Here is a 20,409-nt window from a genome sequence, read left to right as displayed (position 1 = left end):
TCCCTGCGCTAAAAACCACTCTCCCTCACACCCAACGCCGCCATCCGGCGCCAAGCCGTACCCAGCAATGACTCACTGCGACCTTGCACGATTACCACACCGCGCAACGGCTGCACGGGAGTGGCGATGGTATCCAGCGTCGTCAGACGTACCGCGTATTGCGCCTGAACCGGTTCCGGTCGCTGGTTTTGATCACGCCGCACCGCGATGGGACCGTGGTGATCGGATGTCAGGGCTTCGAGATCAATGAAGCCGGCACCATTGGCGTCGATTTCGCTTAACTGCACGGCGACGGCCGGGTGCATCGGGTCCTCGGCAATAAACCGCCCCGTGGCGCCGGGCGCGATCCGCCACAATTCGGCTTCGGCCAGGTAACCGCGCAATCGCGCACCGTCTTCCACCACTCGGGCCAGGGGTTCCTTGGGCGACAACCAGCGACCCGCGATCAGTTGCGGCAACAGGTCCCGCACCTTGCCGGTTTGCGGCGCACGAATCAGCAAGCGCTCGCGCTGCGCCGCCAAGCCGCGATACTCGGCCACGGCCTCGGCCAGACGCTGCTCGACAATCCCGGCATCGGCAACGGTTTCACTGCGGCTGGCCTGACGGCGCATCTGCAACTGCTGGATCTGGATTTCCCGGCGAATAATGGCCTGGCGTGAATCGAGATCCGGCGACTCCAGCTCAATCAATACGTCACCTTGGGCGACTGATTGACCATCGCTGACATTCACCTTTTTGACCCGCGCCGCCACGGGCGCATGCAACGTGCTGACGCGCCCGGCCTCCAGCATCGACGGCACTTCCACCGCACTGCGCCAAGGCACGGCCAGCAGCAAGACAATCGCCACCAAGCCCAGGGTACTCAGCAACACACGCGGTGCGTGGGCCTGATCGCGGCGGGACCACCACTCGCGCCATTCGCGCACAATCGGCAGGAAGATGAACCACACCAGCTCCACCATCATCAAGAAGATGCCCAACAGCTTGAAGAACAGGTGATACACCGCCAGCGCAATCCCGAAAAACAGCACCGCGCGCCACAGCCACGAACCGTAGCCCCAGATCAGCAAACGCCGTTGCATCGACGGCGACCAGGGCTCCGGCGCCGGCGCACCGTAGCCGAACAGGGCTTCGCGCAAACGCCAACGGCACAAGGCAAACGCCCGCCCTTGGAGGTTGTCGACTTCCCATAAATCGCTGAGCAAAAAATAACCATCGAAACGCATGAACGGGTTGAGGTTGATCACCAGCGTGGTGATCCAGGTGGCGCTGGCGAGCATGAACGCTGCGGTGCGTCCGGGGCCATCGGGCAACAGCGACCAGGCCAGCAGCGCAATACACGCCAGCACCAGTTCCGCCAGCACCCCGCCGGCACCGATCAGCAACCGCGCGCGTCGATCATTGACCCGCCAGGCATCGCTGACATCGGTATAAAACATCGGCAGCATCACCATGAACGCCACGCCCATGCTTTGCACCCGGCATCCGGCGCGCTTGGCCATGAACGCGTGGCCGAACTCGTGGCAGAGCTTGGCAAAGAACAGCGCCACGCCAAACGCCAGCGCGCCGCCAAGGCTGAACAAGTGTGGGAAGGTCGCGATAAAGCGCTGCCAGTCCCGGGACACCAGAAACACGCCGAGCATCAGGGTGGCCGGCAATCCGACGCGCAGCGCATACGGACCAAAGCGCTCCAGCCACGGCCAGGCGCGATTGAGAAACGCATCTGGGCGCCACAGTGGAATGCGGAAAAACAGGTATTGGTGCAACAGGATCTGCCACAGCGACTGGCGCTGGGCGGCGGCTTTAAGGCTGTAACTGGCGCGCTGTTGCGGATCGAGGGCGGTGATCAGATCATGGCCGCGCAGGAAATTCAGCAGTTGATCCAGCTCGGCACCGTCCAGTGGCAAACCCGGCTCGCGGTTCGCCGCTTGCAAAACTTTTTCGGGGTCGCCCAGGGACCAGTGGCGCAGCAGGCGCATGGCCGCCGTGCCAAGTTTGAAATAGCGACCGCGCACCGGATCAGCCAGGGTCCAGCGCGGCGAGCCGTCGAGGGCCGGGGCCGCCGCCTGCAACTGCAAGTCTGCCCGCAGGCTCGGCAGGCTCATTTACAGGCCCACGCTTTGACGCAACCCGGCCAGTGGCCGACGCAACAGGTACAACGCCAGTGGCGCACGGTCGCCAAAGATTTTGGCAGTGCCGCGCAAGCCGATACGCGGCGGTGCGGCATCGAAATTCGCATCCAATCGGTAAGCCAATTGTCCGCCAGCGGTAGGCTGCGCTTCATAGGCCGAGCGTTCGAGTTTGGCCTGGTGGCGTTGCAACGGATCGCTGTCGAGGAACAGTGAAACCTGCGCGCCCGGCTCCAGGGCAATCGCATCGCCCACGGCCAATTCGATACGCAATTCGGCCTGGTTCGGGTCGGCGATTTCCATCAAGCGTTCGCCGGTCTGCACCGGTTTGCCGGTCCAACGCTCGGCGTCGGCAAACACCGCGATGCCATCCCGCTCAGCGCGGACTTCGCTGCGCTTGAGCAATTCACGGGCGTAATCCCGTTCAGCACGTTTTTGTTCGACCCGTGCCGCCAGCAGATCGATTTTCGAGCTCGATTCCGCATCGGCGAAGGAGCGTTGGGAATTAGCTTTTAATTCGGCCTCGGCCACGCCCAAGGCGCGCTGGGACACATCGGCCTGAGCCGTGAGAGTGGTGTTTTCGAATTTCAGCAGCAGGTCGCCGGTTTTCACCGTTTGGTTGGGTTTGACCAGGAACTCCGAAATCACTCCGTCCAGCGGTGCGGCGACCACTCGGCCACCCAGCGGCACCACTTCGGCGGGCGCCAGCACTGATTGGCGCACCGGGATCAACAGCGCGAGCAGTGCCGCTGCCACTAGAAGCACCTGACGTTTACGAGTCCAGCGCAGTCGCCACGGTTTGCGCGGCTGCAGCGCCAGCCAGGCGTGGCTGTAGGTGTCGCCGAGTTGCGAGAGCAGGACTTGTTCGGAAGGGTTCCAGGGCGTGTCCCGGGCCAGCCACAAACCACCGAAGACTTCGCCTTGATGATCCACCAGCGGCAGCCAAAACACCTGGGCGGCGGACAGGCTTTGCCAATCCGCGCGGATCGACTCGCTGAGCCCATCCTGCGGAATCACCCGTGCCTGTTTGAGGATGTCGAGCTTGAACAGCTGCGCCACGGCCTGCTCGACGAACGCCACGAACGGTGCGTTCGGATCAACCGCGCTGACCCCGGTCACGGCCTGCACCTTGCCGGCAATCAACAGTGCCGCATGGCGAAAGCCGAACAACGCTTGGCTGTCATTCACCAGGCTGTAGGCCAGTTGCGCCGGGGTGCGCGCCGCGCGGGTCAGGCGTTCGAGGTCGAGAAACCGGGCGAACACCTGCTCGGCGCCGCCGCTGATCGGAGCGTTCACTTAAGCTCCGCGAAACGCGCCGTTCCGCTCATGCCAGCCAATAGACCCGTGGCGTTGGGCAGCGTCGCGACGAGCAACAACGTCTGGCTGCCTTCATCAATCCGCGCACCCAGACGCTTGACCGTGGCCTCCAGCGGCTGACCGGTCTCATCGGGGACAAAACTGAAGGTCTGACCGGGCTTGAGCTTGCCCATCCAGCGCGACGGAATCAGCAAATGAATTTCCAGCGTGCGGTTATCCACCACATCCAGCAACGGCGCGCCGGCCGCCACGCTTTCATAGCGCTGGACCTTGCGCTCGACGACCTGACCGTCAAACGGCGCCAGCACGCTGCAGCGTTTCACTTGAACCTGATAAACCTGGGATTGCGCCTGAGTCTCGCTGACCTTGGCCTCGGCCCGCGCCACTTCGAAACGCCCGACCGAATTCAACGCCGCCAGTTGTCTGTTGTGCGCCAGTTCTTCACTGGCCCCACGGCTGGCAGCCTGCGCAGCATTGAGCTGAGCCTGAAAACCCGAGCAGTCGAACTTCGCCAGCGTATCGCCCTTCTTGAACGACTCCCCCTCGCTGAACGGCAACTCGACCACCCGCCCCGGCAACTCACTGGCAAGCACCGCCTGATCCCGAGCCCGCAGCACACCACGAGCCTCGCTGCTGGCCTGCGTACCACCACCGGCGGCATTGCTTTCCAGCAACGAATCGTCTGGCGCAGGCGTTTGCGCCTGTACTGCGCACGTTACAAAGGCTAATCCAACAACCCAACTTCCAAAACGCGGCATAACCGTGACTCCCTGACGGATGGTCGGAGTCTACGACAGCGGGGGTTTGCGTCAAGCGAATAGCCATCACGTTTTGGAAAAGCCATGTATCAAGAAAGTTGCTGACCTATAGGACGAATTCGACCGATCGAAAATATAACCTTGAAGGAATATTCCATAGCGTGCATATTCAGCTCCCATGAATTGGGATATTGAATACACCGACGAGTTCGGCGACTGGTGGACGGATCTGAGCGAAAGCGAGCAGAGTTCTGTCGCCGCGAGCGTAAAACTACTCGGGCAGTTCGGCCCGGTTTACGCTTTCCTCATAGCAGTGGAATCAATGGATCGCGGCACGGCCATCTTCGTGAACTACGCGTTCAGCACGCAGGTCGCCCTTATCGCATCTTGTATGCATTCGATCCAAAACGTTGCGCGTTGCTATTGATAGGAGGAGACAAAACCGGTCAGGATCGATGGTATGAAGTCAACGTACCGTTGGCCGATCAGCTGTACGATGAACATCTCGACACATTGCGCAAAGAAGGTCACAACGATGGCTAAGAAATTTGCCGAACTCGAAGCGCGGATGACACCCGAATCCCGGGCACTCGCCGATTCGATTTATGAACAACACATCAAGGAAATGCCGCTGCACGAATTGCGTCAGGCCAAAGCGCTGAGTCAAGCCACGCTTGCCGAAACACTTCATATCAACCAGGCCGCCATTTCTAAAATGGAGCGCCGCACGGATATGTACATCAGCACCTTGCGCAACTACATCCGCGCTATGGGCGGTGAGCTTGAAATCATTGCGACGTTTCCAGACGGCCAAATCAAGATCGAAAATTTTGCTGGATGAGCAGCCTCCCTGGCTGCTCGCAACGACACTAGCCCAACGATGCTCATTTTCTCTCTACTTCGCGACCTCAAAAATGGGGCTAATGACACTCACACCCGATCCTGCTAAAGAACGTAAAAACCGATAATCGCCAGCCCCCACCAGCACAAACCAAGCGCTACCCAAATTCCGTTGGCAAATGTCAGCTTCGAATTACCAAGCCCCTCGACATCACCCGCCAAATAATTGATTGCATTCTGTACACGCAATAAACAGCAGGTTTGCAGGAACAAAACCAAAAGGCTCAACGCAAAACGAATTTGCACATCTGGTAACCACATCAACGCGGAACCGGTGCACGCCAGCAGGATGACAGCCAATGCCAGACTGCGCGGATACCAACGGTACCTTAGGTTTGAAGCGCCTATTCGATGATCGATTTTGGTGAACAGGGAATACACAAAAAACACGCCCAGGATGGTGCGGAACAAGGGCAAAACCTTATTACCCGTGGCCGCACGATAAAGCTTCCAGTTTCGATAAAACCAATAAATAAGGAAAAAGCCGCTAGTCGAGACGAATAGCAGCGCTAGCTTGCTTTTACACACGACATAAAAATCGGGAGGTGCTGTTGCAGCGCCTGGAAATTCAACAGTCGCGGGAGAATCAGAGAGGGCAATCATAGGAGGCGTAGCCGTGGTCATTGAGTGGCCGAAATGCTAACGCCTGATGGGCTGCAATAGTGCCCACACAAAAAAATAGGACGATTCCTACATCCAGTCTCTCAATTTCACTCAGGATTTTTCCGCCACCGGATAAACCGACTCCCACCCTCCCCCCAACGCCTTGTACAACCCCACCATCGCCAACGACACGCCCGTCGAGCTCTCAACCCATTGCTGCTGAGTCGCCAGCAACTCGCCCTGCACAGTCAGCACATTGACGAAATCCACCACGCCTTCGACGTATTGCTGTTGTGCGGTGCGCAGGGCGATCTGGTTTTGGCGCACGGCTTCGGCGAGGCTGTCGCGGCGTCGTTGGCTGGCGTTGTAGGCGGTCAGCTGGTCGTCGATTTCATGCCAGGCGCGCAGCACGGTTTGTTGGTAGGCAATGGCGGCTTCCTGTTGCTGGGCCTCGCGCAGGTTGAGCATGCCGCGCAGACGGCCGCCGTCGAACAGCGGCAGGCTGAATTGCGGGCCGATGCCGAATGAGCGTGAGCCCCAGGAACCGAAATCGCTCAGCTGCATGGCTTGGGAGCCGATGTTGCCGGACAGCGTAATTCGCGGATAGAAATCACCCTTGGCCACGCCGATGCTGGCGGTCGCGGCATGCAGGCGGGCTTCGGCCTGACGGATGTCGGGGCGGCGTTCGGCCAGTTGCGACGGCAGGCCGATCGCGACTTGGCGCGGAGTCTGTGGCACCGGGCCGTCGGTGGATAACTCGGCTTGCAGCGCTTGCGGCGGCTCGCCCATCAACAGGCTCAGGGCGTTGATCAGTTGTGACTGACGCTGTTCCAGCGCGGGCAAGCGCGACTCGATGGCCGCGACTTGGGCGGCGGCTTCGGCGACGTCCAGGTCCGTGGCAACGCCGTCGGCAAGGCGCAGTTGCGAGAGCTTCAGGCTGTGTCGGGCGACGTCGAGGTTTTGCTCGGTGACGGCGCGAGTGTTTTGCACACCGCGTAGCTGAATGTAGTCCTGAGCGGTTTCGGCCAATACCGACAGCAGCACGCCACGACGATCGTTTTCGGCGACTTCGAGAGTCGCGTCGGCGGCTTCGGTTTCGCGGCGCACGCGGCCCCAGAAGTCCAGTTCCCAGGACGCGGAGAAACCGGCATCCCAGAGGTTGAACGCCGAGCGGCCGTTTTTGCCCGAGGGATCGCTCAAGCCTTCGCCGCTGTTGCGTTCGCGCCCATAGCTGCCAGTGGCGGCGGTCGTTGGGTAGCTGTCGGCAGTGATCACTTGGCGGGCGGCGCGACTTTGTTGCAAGCGGCTGCTGGCGAGTTTCAGGTCGAGGTTATCGGTCAGGGCGCGTTGGCTCAGGGCTGAAAGTTTCGGGTCGTGGAAGACTTCCCACCAGCGTTCTTCCATGGTTTGGGTGACTGCCTGACTTTCGGCAGGCTTGGCTGGTGTTGACCATTCGGCGATTTGCTGTGGTTGGGGTTTGTGGAAGTCCGGGCCTACGGTGCAGGCGGAAAGGCTCAAGACCAACAAGGTGAGTTGAGGCAAACGGCCGCTTCGCGAGCAAGCCCGCTCCCACATTGAAATGCGGTCCCCTGTGGGAGCGGGCTTGCTCGCGAAGGCGCCAGCACGATCAACAAAAATCTTCATCGCTGAACCACCTCATGCTTATCCACGCTGGCAGTATCAATCCGCGCATCCACCGACATCCCCACCCGCAACCGCTCAGCCAACGGCTGTCCCGGATCCAGCACAATCTTCACCGGAATCCGCTGCACCACTTTGGTGAAGTTGCCCGTGGCGTTGTCTGGTTTGACCGAGGCAAACGTCACCCCGGTGGCCGGCGCAATGCTTTCGACGCGACCGTTCAACAGTTGGCCGCCGAGGCTGTCGACGCGCACCTGCACGTCCTGCCCCTGCTGCACATCCGTCAATTGCGTCTCCTGAAAATTGGCGACGACATAAGCCTGGGCCAATGGCACCACGGCGAGAATCTTGCTCCCTGGCGTGACATAAGCGCCCACTCGCACTGCCCGCTCACCGACCATGCCGTCCTGCGGCGCGACGATCCGCGTGTAGGACAGTTCGTAACTGGCGATCTCCAGCGCCGCTTGCGCGCGCTTCAGCCCACCTTCGGCCGCGTCGCGCTGGGCAGTGAGGATGTCGACCTGCTTGCGTTCCGCCGCCAGCACCGCCGTGGCGTTGGCCAGTCGAGCGGTCGCTTGATCGATGCGCGTGCGGGCCTGTTGCGCGTTCTGCACCGTACCGGCACCGACACCCGCGAGGTGGTCGTAGCGATTCAATTCATGCTCGGCGAAAGCCATTTCAGCCTTGGCCGAGACCACCGTGGCCTGGGCCTGGGCGATTACCGATGTCTGACGCTCAAGAGTCGCCCGGGCGTTTTGCAGTTGCGCCCTGGCCACCAGGGTTTCGGCGTCGGCAGCCTGGGCGGCGGCGCGCAGGTCACGGTCGTCGATCAACGCCAGCAGTTGCCCGGCCTTGACCTGCTGGTTGTCCTCCACCAACACCTCTTTGATAAACCCGGCGACCCGCGGCACGACCAGGGTGAAGTCCGCCGAGACAAAGGCGTCGTTGGTGCTCTGTTGCGTGCGTTTGCCGAACAGGCCCGGCGCGACCAGGTAAATCAGCACGCCGACCGCGATCGCTGCGGCGACGCCGACAGCCACTTTTTGCTTGGTAAAAGTCGTCATAAAAACCTTCTGGTTCAGTGAAGCGTTCAAGTCGGCGCGCGCGGTGGATACATCCGCGTCGGCAGCCAGAAAATCAGCAGGATCAACGCCGCAGCGACGCCCGCCATGCACAGATAAAGATCGGAAGCGGTCAGCACCACGGCCTGCTCATGCAGTCGGTGGGCAAGGCCGGCGCTGTCGCTGTCGGCCAGGGGCGAGTTGCCGAGGTTGTCCACCAACATGGTCGAGTGGAAATGCAGGCGGGCAGTGGTCAGCGCCTCGATGATGCCGGTCGCGATCACCGCGGACAGACCTTTGACGGTGTTGAACCAGGCCGAGGCGAACGGTCCTTCCATCGGCGAAATGCTGCCGGTGGCCAACATCAGCAGCGGCAACACCGCCATGGGCTGACCGAAGATTTGCAGCAGTTGCAGCACGTAGAAATCATCGCGAATCCACACCGACGTCAGTTGCGAACCGCCGAGGCAGGACAACACCAGCATGCCCAGGCCAATCCCCAGCACCCAGCGACAATCGACCCAGCGAAAGTTGCACAACGCCGCCACCAACGGCAGCGCGATCAATTGCGGCAACGCTGCCAGCAGCATGATCGGCGCGGTCTGGATCGGCCGATAACCCTGGACTTGCGCCAGGTAACTGGACGGAATGATCACCACTGCCAGCAACACCACCAACACCCCGGCCAACGTCATCAGGGCGAACGACAGGTTGCGGATACCGAGCATTTGCAACTTGAAGAATGGAATCGGCTGCGACCATTCATTGATCAGGAACAGCACCAGCAACAGCAACCCGACGCCGAGCAAAAAGCAGATCAGGCTCGACTCGAACCAGTCCAGCCGATTGCCTTGCAGGATGCCGATCACCAGCATGCAAATCGCCGGAAAACCCAGCAGCAACCCGCGCCAGTTGAACTGCTTGAGACGCTCCAGGCGCAGTGGGTCCTGAGGCAATCCGTAAGCCACAGCGGCCATGGCAATCAGGCACGGCACGATGATCTGCCAGAAGGTCCATTGCCAGCCGACGTACTCGGTCCACAACCCGGCCAGCGGCGTGCCGAGGCCCGGTCCGAAGGTCGCGGTCAGGGCGTATCCGGCGAGACCATAAAGTTTGACGTTGGCCGGCAGAAAGCGCAGGGCGACGGTCATCAGCATCGGTGGTAACGCCCCGCCCGCCAGGCCTTGCACGATGCGCATCAGCAACAGGCTTTCGTAGTTCGGCGCGAACGGGCACAGCACCCCGAGGAAGGTGAAGACACCGATGGCGTAAAGCGTGAAGCGCCGCAGCGAGAACGTCACCGAGCACCACGGCGCGAACGCCATGGCCGCCACCGAGGTCGCGGTGTAACTGGCGACCAGCCAGGTGCCTTCGTCGTAACCGATGGCCAACGCGCCGCGAATGTCGGCGAGGGCAACCTTGGTCACCATCTCGTTGAGGCCCGACACCAGCACCGCCAGCAACACGCCCACCAGACCGATGATGATCCGCAGACCGAAGACCGGTGGCGCAGCGGCGGCAGGGCTGGTCGCGGCGAGAGGGGCCGGGGCCGTGAGGGAAGTCATGTACTGCAAGCTCCGGGAAGAATACCGGGGCATTTTATGGAGGGTTAGGCGTTACGAAAATTGACTTGTTGGCAGGTTATAAGTGCGTCAGACGCAGCAATAAAAATACAAGATCAAAAGATCGCAGCCTTCGGCAGCTCCTACAGGGTTTTGTGTACACCTGTAGGAGCTGCCGAAGGCTGCGATCTTTTGATCTTCAGACGGGTTGCGCAGCCAGCCAGGTTTCATCGCAACACGCCTTGAGCATCTCGCGCATCCAGCGGTGAGCCGGATCCTTGTCGTAGCGAGGGTGCCAGGCCTGGGTCAACATCAGCGTTGGCAGCGGAATCGGCAGCGTGAACGAGCGCAGCTTCAGGCCCAGACGCCGCACGCTCAGCAGCGCTTCTTTTGGCACCGGCAGCAGCAGATCGGATTCGGGCAGCGCAAACATCGCCGCATGAAAACTCGGCGCAATCACCGCCACCCGCCGCTCCAGCCCCAGAGCGTTGAGCGCCGTGTCGATCGGTCCCCGGGCAATCCCGCGACGGGACATGCTGATATGCGCAAACCCGGCATAACGCTCGGCGGTGATTTCCTCATCGAACAGAGGATGATCTTCTCGCGCCAGGCCGACGAAGTGCGTGGAGAACAGGTTCTGGATCTTCACTTCCGGCATCAACGGACGGTTGTTGCTGATGTTCAGATCGATCCGCCCTTCGCGCAGCGCCTCATCATCGCCATCGCCTTCCGGGACGAAACGCAGCTCACAATGCGGCGCCTGACGTTCCATGGTGGAGAACAGCTTGCCGCCATAAACGCCGACGAAAAAGTCATTGGCTCGAATGCTGAAGCGACGGCGCAAGGTGCCCAGATCCACTGCGTCGGCGGAGCGGAACAGCAGCGCGGCTTGCTCCATCACGTCGCGCACCTGTTCGCGCAACGCCAATGCCTTGGGGGTTGGCACCAGGCCACGACCAGCGCGCACCAGGATCGGGTCGCCGATGGCCTCGCGAATGCGGGTCAGGGTGCGGCTCATGGCCGCCGGGCTGAGGTTCATCCGCCGCGCGGCGCCCACCACACTGCCCTCGTCGAGCAAGGCGTCGAGGGCGACCAGCAGGTTCATGTCCGGGAGTTGCATGCTGAGCACTCTTGGCTGATCAGGATTGATTCAGACGCAATGCTAGCAGATCAAAAGATCGCAGCCTTCGGCAGCTCCTACAGGTGTACACATTCTCCTGTAGGAGCTGCCCAAGGCTGCGATCTTTTCGAGTCACCCCCGATTTAATTGATTAACGCTGCATCCCCCAGCGCTTAACGGTCACGCGCTCCAGGGTGTCGAACACCAGGTTCTCCACCAGCAACCCAATCAAAATCACCACCGCCAACCCGGCAAACACTTTGTCGGTGTACAGCTCATTGCGGTTCTGAAAAATATACCAACCCAAACCACCCTTGCCGCTGGTCGCACCGAACACCAACTCAGCCGCGATCAATGTGCGCCAGGCAAACGCCCAGCCGATTTTCAGCCCGGCCAGGATCGACGGTAGCGCCGCCGGGATCAGGATGAACAACACGAAGCGCATGCCCTTGAGGCCATAGTTGCGACCTGCCATGCGCAGGGTTTCCGAGACGCCGAGAAACCCGGCATAGGTGTTCAAGGCCAAGGCCCAGAGCACCGAATGCACCAGCACGAAAATCAGGCTGTTCTGCCCCAGGCCAAACCACAGCAGCGCCAGCGGCAGCAGCGCGATTGCCGGCAGTGGGTTGAACATCGAGGTCAGCGTGCTCAGCAGATCACGACCGAACTGCGTCGAGACCGCCAGCGTGGTCAGGGCAAACGCCAGGACGATGCCGATCAGGTAACCCTTGAGCAACACCACCAGGGAAATCCATACCTTGCCCAGCAATTCACCGCTGAGCAGACCGTCGTACAGCGCGCTGCTGGTTTGCACAAAACTCGGTAGCAGGAGATCGTTGTTCTGGATGCGGGCAACCACTTCCCACAGCACCGCGAGCAAAATCAGGATCAGGCTTTTGCGAACCCAGCCCTGTTGCCAGACACGCTGGCCGAGCGGTAATTCTCGCTCCAGCGGTACGCTGGTCAGTGGCTCCAGGACGGTTTCGAATTCTTTACGTGCAGATGACAACTGGCTCATCGGGCAATCCTCTCAATGGCTCAATAAGCGATGCGAATGTCGGAGAAATCCAGCTCACGCTCGGTTTCCGGGGACTGGCCTTCATCGAACAACAACCGATGAATACGCCGCGCCGACTCCTGGAACGCCACGCCTCCGAGGCTGTGCAAATCGTATTGATGGCTGTGGACTTCCGCCCGTACCCGACCCGGATGCGGCGACAGCAGCAGGATGCGATTGCCCACCACCAGCGCTTCTTCGATGGAATGCGTGACGAACAGCAGGGTGAAGCGCACTTCCTCCCAGAGCAGCAACAGCTCTTCCTGCATCTTGCGTCGGGTCAACGCGTCGAGGGCGGCGAAGGGTTCGTCCATCAGCAGGATTTTCGGTTGCATGGCCAACGCACGAGCAATCGCCACGCGCGCCTTCATGCCGCCAGACAAGGTGTGCGGATAGGCATCGGCAAACGCCGCCAACCCGACCTTGTCCAGATAGTGCAACGCCCGCTCTTCGGCCTCTTTGCGCTTGAGGGTTTTCGAGGCCAGCAGCGGAAACATCACGTTCTGTTTGACGGTTTTCCACGGCGGCAGTTGATCGAATTCCTGGAACACCACGATCCGGTCCGGGCCCGGCGCGTTGACGGTTTGCCCCTGAAGACGAATCTCGCCCTCGCACGGCTGGATAAACCCGGCCACCGCTTTGAGCAGCGTCGATTTACCACAGCCGGACGGGCCGAGCAGCACAAAGCGGTCGGCCGGATCGATCTCGAAACTGACTTGGTGGGTGGCCCGAACCACACGCTGCGGCGTGCGGTATTCGAGGCTGACGTGATCGACCGACAGCAGCGCTCCGGCTGCCGGTGCGATCGGGTTGCTGGCCGTGTGGCCTTGCAAGGGGGCGTTCATGTCGATCAGCTCCCTTGCAGCGGTTTGGCGTCCTGGAAGAAGTAATCCTTCCACGAATCCGGTTTGTTTTTGATCGCGCCGACGCGGTAGAGGAACTCCGCCAGCGGGTAGGTATTTTTCGGCGTGACGCTGAATTCGAACTGTGGGTTATCGATGATTTTCAGCAACGCGGCGCGGTCGATTTTCGCCTTGGTCACACGGATATAGGTGTCGGCTGCCGCACCTTTGTCGTTCTGGGCGAACTCGGCTGCTTCGGTCAGGGCTTCGACGAAGGCCTTGTAGGTTTTCGGGTTCTCTTCGCGGAATTTTTCGGTGGCAAACAGCACTGTTGGCGAGTTCGGGCCAAGCAGGTCGTAGGTGTTCAGCACCACATGGACGTTGGGATTGGCCAACGCCTGATCCTGGAATGGCGGGTTGGAAAAGTGCCCGCTCAACTCTGTGCCGCCAGCAATCAAAGCAGCCGTCGCGTCGGGGTGGGGAACCGCGATGGTGTACTTGTCGAGTCGATTGAATTCCTTGTCGCCCCACTGCTTGGCCGCCGCGTATTGCAGGAAGCGCGACTGCACCGACACACCGACCGCCGGCACCGCGATGCGGTCCTTCTCGGTGAAGTCGGCGATGGTTTTGACGTTCGGATTGTTGCTCAGCAAGTAGTAAGGAAAGTTGCCCAGCGAAGCGACGGCTTTGACGTTTTGCTTGCCGTGGGTGCGGTCCCAAATGGTCAGCAGCGGACCGACGCCGGCCCCGGCGATGTCGATGGAACCGGAAAGTAACGCATCGTTGACCGCCGCACCGCCCGAGAGCTGGGTCCAGTCGACCTTGATGTCGATGCCTTCCTGCTTGCCGTACTTCTCGATCAGTCCCTGATCACGCACTACGTTGAGCAACAGATAAACAATACCGAACTGCTCGGCGATGCGGATTTCACCTTCGGCGTGGGCCACGGTCGGCGCCACCAGGCTGCCGGCGATCAGGCTGAAACCCAGGCCGATGGCAGCCGCCAACGGCGCGAATGGAAGACGTTTGGACATGATGGTTCTCCGGCAAATCAGAAAGGCGCGTCGCCCTGGATGGTGGTGCGATACAACTTGCGGCGAAGGTAGCTAGGGCAACCGGTGGCAAGGTGGATCAGCGAACGGTTGTCCCAGAACACCAGGTCGTGGGGCTGCCACTGATGGCGGTAGATGTTTTGCGGCAATACGCTGTGGGCGTAGAGCTCGTCGAGCAGCTGTTTGCTCTCGTCTTCTGGCAAGCCAACGATGCGCGTGGTGAAGCCTTCGCTGACGAACAACGCCTTGCGCCCGTTTTCCGGGTGAGTACGGACGATCGGGTGCACGACTTCGGCCACCTGGGCGAGTTGCTCCGGGGTCAGGGTCGGGCGCCAGTTGCCTTCGAATTTGGTTTCGCTGTAGCGCGCCGTGTAGGAGTGCGCGGCGGATCGGCCTTCAACCGCTTTACGCAGCGCGTCGGGCAAACCGTCCCAGGCTTTGTGCATGTCGGCGAACAGGGTGTCGCCGCCCTCGGACGGCAGTTCCTGAGCGTGCAGCATCGAGCCGAGGCTCGGCAGCTCTTTATAAGAGAGGTCGGAATGCCAGAACTTGCCGGCGTCACCGAGACCGACGGACACGCCGTTTTCGACGATGTTGGAAACGATGAGGACTTCCGGGTGCCCGGCCAGCAAGAATTGCTTGAGCACATGGATCTGCAACACGCCGAAGCGACGGCTGAAGGCGATTTGCTGTTCGGGGGTAATGCGTTGGTCGCGGAACACCACCACGTGATGATCCAGGTGTGCGCGGTGGATGCGCGCGAAATCCTGGTCATTGATCGGGCGGGACAGGTCCAGGCCGATGATTTCGGCACCGACGGCGCCGCTGAATGGGCGGATGTCGAAGGTTTGCGGCGCGATGCTTTGAGATGCAGAGACGGCTGACATTTAAATCACTCCCACGCACGGCACGCTCAAGGGCGCGCGCGTCGATCAGAAACTCACGGAGGTCCCGTGTTGGTTCGTGTCGTGCGGCGCGCCGATTGGTCGGCAGGTACGCAGGAGAGTGACTTTATAGATATAAGAATTGAAATTTAAATACCGTTAGTGAATAACGATATGGCTTTTGGATCGTGGGGGTTTTGAGGTCGCCTTCGCGGGCAAGCCTCGCTCCTACGGGTTTTTAGTCGTCCGCATCATCTGCGCACGACTTGGACCTGTAGGAGCGAGGCTTGCCCGCGAAGAGGCCATCAGCCGCACCGAAGATCTATCGCTCGTGCAAAGCCTCAGCCCGCGCCCGAATAATCGGTTTCAGCAGATAGCTGAGCACGGTCTTCTTGCCGGTGATGATATCCACCGACGCCACCATCCCCGGAATGATCAGCAACGGCTTCTCATCTGTCCCCAGGTGACTGCGATCGGTGCGCAGTTTGATGATGTAGTAAGTGGTCTTCTTGTCTTCATCGGTAATGGTGTCGGCACCGATCTGCTCAAGCTTGGCTTTGAGTCCACCGTAAATGGTGTAGTCATACGCGGTGAATTTCACCGTCGCCTCTTGCCCCGGATGCAGGAACGCGATGTCTTGCGGACGAACCTTGGCTTCCACCAGCAAGGTGTCGTCCAGCGGCACGATCTCAACCAAATCGCTGCCCGGCTGGATTACGCCGCCGATGGTGTTCACCAGCAATTTGTTGACGATGCCGCGCACCGGCGATGTCACCAGGGTCCGGCTCACGCGGTCTTCCAGCGCCTTGCCGGTGGCCTGAGCCTTATTCAGATCAGTGCGGGCTTCGTTGAGCTGAGTCAGCGCTTCACTGCGGAATTTGCCGCGAGTTTCATCGATCTTGCGCTGCACTTCCTTGATCGCGGATTCAGCGCGAGGAATCGCCAGGGTGGTCGCGTCCAGTTGCCCACGGGTTTCGACTTCGGCGCGCTTGAGTCGCAGCACTTCCACCGGCGACACCGCGCCCTGGGCCACCAGCGGCTCGGACATGTTGATTTCCTGGCGTTGCAGCGCCAGCCCGTTGCGGTACTGGGACTGTTTGGAGGTGAATTCGCGCAGCTCTTGCTGACGCTGGATCAACTGCTCCTGCAAGCCACCGATTTCATCGTGCAACTGCTGGCGACGGCTGGTGTACAGCGACTCCTCGCTGGCAGCCTGGCCAGGAACGGCCTTGAGCACATCGGCCGGGAAATTCAACGGACGGTCATCCACCTCGGCGCTCAAGCGCTCAACCCGCAGCAGCATCGACAGGCGATCAGCCTCGGTTTCACCCACGTTGGAGGCGAACCGCGTGTCGTCCAAGCGAATCAGCGGCGCGCCAGCCTCGACGATCTGCCCTTCCTTGACGAACAGCTCGGAGACGATACCGCCCTCAAGGTTCTGGATTTTCTGGATCTTCGACGACGGAATCGCCTTGCCGTCGCCCTTGGTCACTTCGTCGATCACCGCGAAGTTGGCCCAGAGCATCAGGAACACGAAGAAGCCGATGATCGCCCAGATAGTCAGCCGCACCACGCGCGGTGCGTCTTCGATCAGCGCCTTGTTCACTTCCGGCAACGGCTGGCCTTGCAGCGAGGCGGAGCCTTTGAAGTAACGGCGGACAGAGTCCTTGAAACCCGACTTAAGCAACACTGATCTGCCCCTTCTTCAACGCTTCCATCACGGCGGCTTTCGGGCCATCGGCAAGAATCTGGCCACGGTCGATCACCAGCAGGCGATCCACCAGCGATAACAGCGAAGCCCGGTGCGTCACCAGCACCACGGTTTTGTTTTCGATCACTGCAGCCAGACGCTGCTTGAGGCGTTCTTCGCCAGTGTTGTCCATCGCGCTGGTCGGTTCGTCGAGCAGCAGGATCGGCGGGTTGAGCAGCAATGCACGGGCCAGGGCCACGTTCTGGCGCTGGCCGCCGGACAGGTTCTGCCCACGCTCGCCGACTTGCAGTTCATAGCCTTGCGGGTGCAGACGGGCAAATTCGTGCACGCCGGCCAGTTCGGCGGCTTGCAGCACCAGTTCGTCTTCTACATAACGCGCACCGGACACCAAATTGTCGCGCAGGGTGCCGGCAAGCAATTGAATGTCCTGGGGCACGTAGCCGATGTTGTGGCGCAGTTCGCTGACATCGATCTGGCGAATATCAACGCCGTCCACCAGCAACGCGCCGTCGTCCGGCTGATAGAGGCCCACCAGCAGTTTGGCCAGGGAGCTTTTGCCCGAGCCGCTGCGACCGATGATGCCGATTTTTTCGCCGGGCTTGATGATCAGGTTGATGTTCTTCAGCGCCGGGTTTTGCTGGTTCGGGTAGGTGAAGTTCAGCTGACGGCATTCGATGGCGCCTTGCAGCACTTTGCGGCTCAGCGGACGCTCTTCGAAATTGCGCTCTTGCGGCAGCTCCATCATCTGGTCCACCGAAACCATGGTCACCCGCGCTTGCTGGTAACGGGTCAGCAGGCCGGACAGCGAGGCCAACGGGCTAAGCGCGCGACCGCTGAGCATGTAGCAGGCAATCAAACCGCCCATGCTCAGGTGACCGTCAATAATCTGGTACACGCCGAAGACGATCATGATCACTCCGGCCAGTTGCTGGATCAGCAAGGTGATGTTCATCGCCAGGCCGGAGAGCATTTTCACTCGCAGCTCGAGGCGGCTGAGGGTGCCGATGGTCTGTTCCCACTGGTATTGGCGTTCGCTTTCGGCGTTGTTGACCTTCACCGCATCGAGGCCGGCGAGGGTTTCGATCAGGCTCGACTGACGCTCGGCGGCGAGGGCCATGGTTCGCTCCATGGTCGCCACCAAAGGCTTCTGCAACGCGTAGCCAATCAACAGGGCAATCGGGAACGCCAGCACCGGAATCCACACCAGATGCCCGCCAAGAATCGCGATGACCATGAAGATCAGCAGCGTAAACGGCAGGTCGATCAGGCTGGTTAGCGTCAGCGAGGCGAGGAAGTCGCGCAGGCTCTGAAACTCGTGGATGTTCTGGGCGAAGCTGCCGACCCGCGCCGGGCGGTATTTCATGGCCATGCCGACGATGCGCTCGAACAGCGTGGCCGAGATGATCAGGTCGGTTTTCTTGCCGGCCAGATCCAGGCAGAGGCTGCGCAGGCTTTTAAGGATCAGGTCAAACAGGTAGGCGCCGGTGATACCGATCGCCAACACCCACAAGGTGGATTCCGCCTGGTTTGGCACCACGCGGTCGTAGACGTTCATCACGAACAGCGGCGCGGCCATGGCGATGATGTTGATCAGGAAACTGGCGGCGATGGCGTCGGCATAGAGCCAGCGCGAACGCTTGAGGGTGTCGCGGAACCATGAACGCGCACGCGGAATCAGCGTGCCGTGGTTAACGTCAAATTTATGCTGCGGTTGAGCGAAGAAGACTTTGCCAATGTAGTCGTCGGCCAGCAGTTCACGACTGACGACACTTTCGCCGCCGTCGGTTTCGCTGAGCAGCACGCGAGCCTGGTCTTCACCTTGCCAGCCGAGCAGCACCGCGCTGCGACCGTCCTTGAGCAGCAACAGCGCCGGCATCGCAATCGCCGGAATATCTTCCAGCTTGCGTTGCAGCACCCGGCCCTGCAGACCGGCGCGAGCGGCTGCGCGGGGCAGCAACTCGACGCTCAGGCGCTGCTTGGGTAACGGCAGGCCGGTGGTCAGCATCGCCGCGCTGGCCGGTTTCTGGTGCAGCGTGCACAGGGCGAGCAGGCCATCCAGTAACGGATCGTCATGCAGCGCGCGCGGATCATTAATGAGTTGAACTCGACTGACTTCTGATTCCACGCTCGGCACTCTTGGCTAACTATTGAACAATGAAGGTCCTGCTCAATTCATGCCGGGCAATTGGACCTTTGGCTTCACGTCGTTCTGCACAACGGATGCCAACGGTGCGACCACTCCCTGGCTCTTGAGCAACTCGCCCATGGTCGCCTTGATTCGGTACTGAGTAAATAACTGAATGTTTTTGATGTCCGCCAGACGACGCGACGCGGTGAACAGTTCGTTTTCACTGTCGAGCAAGTCGAGCAAGGTGCGCTGGCCAAGGCTGAACTGCTTCTGATAAGCCGTGCGCACTGCGGTGCTGCGATCCACATATTGCTGGGCGATCGGCACTTGGGCGTTAGCGTTATTCAAGGCGTTCCAGGCCAGGCCCAGCTCTTCGTTCAACACGCGCAAGGCGTTGTTGCGGATGTCCAGCGCCTGGTTCGACAGGTAGGACTTGGATTCCAGGTCAGCCTTGTTGCTGCCACCGGCAAACAGGTTGAAGCGCATGCGCAGCATGGCTTGCCATTCGTTGCTGTGACCGTTCTGACCGTCGAGATCGTTATCGGCGGTACGGCCCAGCTCAGCGTCGAAACGCGGGTAGAACGTCGACTTGGCGGCGTCGTACTGCTTCTCGGCAGCGGCGATGTCGGATTCGGCGGAACGCAGGATCGGGCTGTTTTCCAGCATCTGCGTGCGAGCTTCATTCAGGTTGGCCGGCAGCAGTGCCAGGAACGGCGCAGGACGCTCGAGCTGGTCGGGCATCTGGCCGACAGCGCTGAGGAAGTTGGTTTCGGCGTCGGCCAGGTTGGTCTGTTCGGTGATCAGGTTGTTGCGGGCCTGAGCCATACGAGCTTCGGCCTGATCGAGGTCAGCGCCGCTGCCTACACCGCGGGAGGTGCGCAGTTTGATCTGGTCGAAAATGCGTTCGTGGCTCTTCAGGTTTTCTTCGGCCAGGCGCACGAATTCACGGCGGGTCAGTACATCGAGATAAACCTGGGCCACGGTCAGCGCGGTACGTTCCGACGTTCCGAGCAAGGAATAGGCGCGGGAGTTAACGGTGGCTTGTTGACGCCCCACTTCGCTGGACGTCGCAAAACCGTCAAAAACCATTTGCGAGAGACGCAAACTTGACTCGCTGCGGTTCAAGGTTTCCCAGTGGTTGCTACCGGTATCGGCACGCGTGGTGACGTTATCCGTGCCTTCGCGACCATAACCGCCCAGCAGATCGACCCGTGGCAGGTATCCACCTTTTGCTGCCTTTAACTGATAATCCGCGGCCAATCGACTATTAACCGCAGCCTGGATCTCCGGATGGACATCCAGCGCCTGTTGCATGGCTTCTGGAAGGCTTTGTGCCTGGGCAAAACTGGCGGCGAGGGCGAAGGGTAAAGCCTTGAACAAAGACGAACGCATGTAAGAAATATCCCAGAACTTCTTGTCTTGAATCACAGCAAATAGGGGCGCTGCGTCGGATGATGGCAACCGGAATGACCGTATGTCGGAAAGTTCAAAACAGGAACTGGATCACACGCTGTAGGACAGGTCGCCGCTTAAATATCAATGTGACATTACTGGGGCGATTGTTTAGGATGGCACCCATAAGGTCAATAGTTTGGCATAAAGTAAATAGCGAAAGAATATAGCCAAATAATTGACGAGTTGCAG

16 protein-coding genes and 1 pseudogene are annotated in these 20,409 nt (G+C 60.4%); 2 read left to right on the top strand and 15 right to left on the bottom strand.

The annotated features are described in order from the left end of the window. Positions 1-8 precede the first annotated feature (8 nt). The 3 genes from LOY68_RS00755 to LOY68_RS00745 are packed head-to-tail and all read right to left on the bottom strand — an operon-like array spanning position 9 to position 4,204. The gene (locus LOY68_RS00755) at positions 9-2,105 is read right to left on the bottom strand and encodes a biotin/lipoyl-binding protein (protein ID WP_265042425.1); all 2,097 of its coding nucleotides are present in this window, start codon (positions 2,103-2,105) and stop codon (positions 9-11) included. Further along, entirely contained in the window at positions 2,106-3,425 is a 1,320-nt protein-coding gene (locus LOY68_RS00750) for an efflux RND transporter periplasmic adaptor subunit (protein WP_163907652.1), read from the bottom strand. It abuts the gene before it with no gap. Continuing rightward, positions 3,422-4,204 (bottom strand): efflux RND transporter periplasmic adaptor subunit, encoded by a 783-nt coding sequence (locus tag LOY68_RS00745; RefSeq protein WP_265042424.1) that lies wholly within the window; start codon positions 4,202-4,204, stop codon positions 3,422-3,424. The genes LOY68_RS00750 and LOY68_RS00745 overlap by 4 nt, the downstream gene beginning before the upstream one ends. Positions 4,205-4,382: 178 nt before the next feature. Here LOY68_RS00745 and LOY68_RS00740 point away from each other — a divergent pair. Next, positions 4,383-4,747, top strand: a pseudogene (locus LOY68_RS00740) (type II toxin-antitoxin system RelE/ParE family toxin). Then, complete coding sequence (locus tag LOY68_RS00735) at positions 4,740-5,045, top strand: XRE family transcriptional regulator (protein ID WP_054616609.1); 306 nt, start codon at positions 4,740-4,742, stop codon at positions 5,043-5,045. Before LOY68_RS00740 ends, LOY68_RS00735 begins: the two are co-directional and overlap by 8 nt. A 104-nt stretch (positions 5,046-5,149) precedes the next feature. On the opposite strand, the gene LOY68_RS00730 is transcribed toward LOY68_RS00735, so the two are convergent. From LOY68_RS00730 to LOY68_RS00675, 12 genes are all read right to left on the bottom strand, one after another. Next, a complete protein-coding gene (locus tag LOY68_RS00730; protein ID WP_265042423.1) occupies positions 5,150-5,707 on the bottom strand; it encodes a hypothetical protein in 558 nt (185 codons plus the stop codon). A 111-nt stretch (positions 5,708-5,818) separates the two neighbouring features. After that, positions 5,819-7,351 carry an efflux transporter outer membrane subunit gene (locus tag LOY68_RS00725; protein ID WP_265042422.1) on the bottom strand — a complete coding sequence of 511 codons (1,533 nt, stop codon included), beginning with the start codon at positions 7,349-7,351 and terminating at the stop codon, positions 5,819-5,821. Continuing rightward, entirely contained in the window at positions 7,348-8,412 is a 1,065-nt protein-coding gene (locus tag LOY68_RS00720; RefSeq protein ID WP_163907648.1) for an HlyD family secretion protein, read from the bottom strand. Before LOY68_RS00720 ends, LOY68_RS00725 begins: the two co-directional genes overlap by 4 nt. Before the next feature lie 26 nt (positions 8,413-8,438). After that, entirely contained in the window at positions 8,439-9,974 is a 1,536-nt protein-coding gene (locus LOY68_RS00715) for an MFS transporter (protein ID WP_265042421.1), read from the bottom strand. 196 nt (positions 9,975-10,170) lie between these two features. Then, complete coding sequence (locus tag LOY68_RS00710) at positions 10,171-11,091, bottom strand: LysR family transcriptional regulator (RefSeq protein WP_265042420.1); 921 nt, start codon at positions 11,089-11,091, stop codon at positions 10,171-10,173. Between the two features lie 151 nt (positions 11,092-11,242). After that, entirely contained in the window at positions 11,243-12,109 is an 867-nt protein-coding gene (locus LOY68_RS00705; protein WP_265042419.1) for an ABC transporter permease, read from the bottom strand. Positions 12,110-12,129: 20 nt separating this feature from the next. Continuing rightward, entirely contained in the window at positions 12,130-12,993 is an 864-nt protein-coding gene (locus LOY68_RS00700; RefSeq protein WP_265042418.1) for an ABC transporter ATP-binding protein, read from the bottom strand. A 5-nt stretch (positions 12,994-12,998) separates the two neighbouring features. Continuing rightward, positions 12,999-14,024, bottom strand: a complete 1,026-nt coding sequence (locus LOY68_RS00695) for an ABC transporter substrate-binding protein (RefSeq protein ID WP_265042417.1) — start codon at positions 14,022-14,024, stop codon at positions 12,999-13,001. Between the two features lie 17 nt (positions 14,025-14,041). Further along, the gene (locus LOY68_RS00690; protein WP_265042416.1) at positions 14,042-14,929 is read right to left on the bottom strand and encodes a TauD/TfdA dioxygenase family protein; all 888 of its coding nucleotides are present in this window, start codon (positions 14,927-14,929) and stop codon (positions 14,042-14,044) included. Positions 14,930-15,248: 319 nt separating this feature from the next. Then, complete coding sequence (locus tag LOY68_RS00685; RefSeq protein WP_054050328.1) at positions 15,249-16,616, bottom strand: HlyD family type I secretion periplasmic adaptor subunit; 1,368 nt, start codon at positions 16,614-16,616, stop codon at positions 15,249-15,251. Further along, positions 16,606-18,762 (bottom strand): type I secretion system permease/ATPase, encoded by a 2,157-nt coding sequence (locus LOY68_RS00680; protein ID WP_054050330.1) that lies wholly within the window; start codon positions 18,760-18,762, stop codon positions 16,606-16,608. Before LOY68_RS00680 ends, LOY68_RS00685 begins: the two co-directional genes overlap by 11 nt. A gap of 42 nt (positions 18,763-18,804) precedes the next feature. Continuing rightward, positions 18,805-20,157, bottom strand: a complete 1,353-nt coding sequence (locus LOY68_RS00675) for a TolC family outer membrane protein (RefSeq protein ID WP_054050332.1) — start codon at positions 20,155-20,157, stop codon at positions 18,805-18,807. Between the last annotated feature and the right edge of the window lie 252 nt (positions 20,158-20,409).

This window comes from Pseudomonas sp. B21-053, assembly GCF_026016365.1.
Taxonomy (GTDB): Bacteria; Pseudomonadota; Gammaproteobacteria; order Pseudomonadales; family Pseudomonadaceae; genus Aquipseudomonas; species Aquipseudomonas nunensis.
Note: the sequence above shows the minus strand (reverse complement) of the source record. Positions and strands in the feature narration are given on the sequence as shown.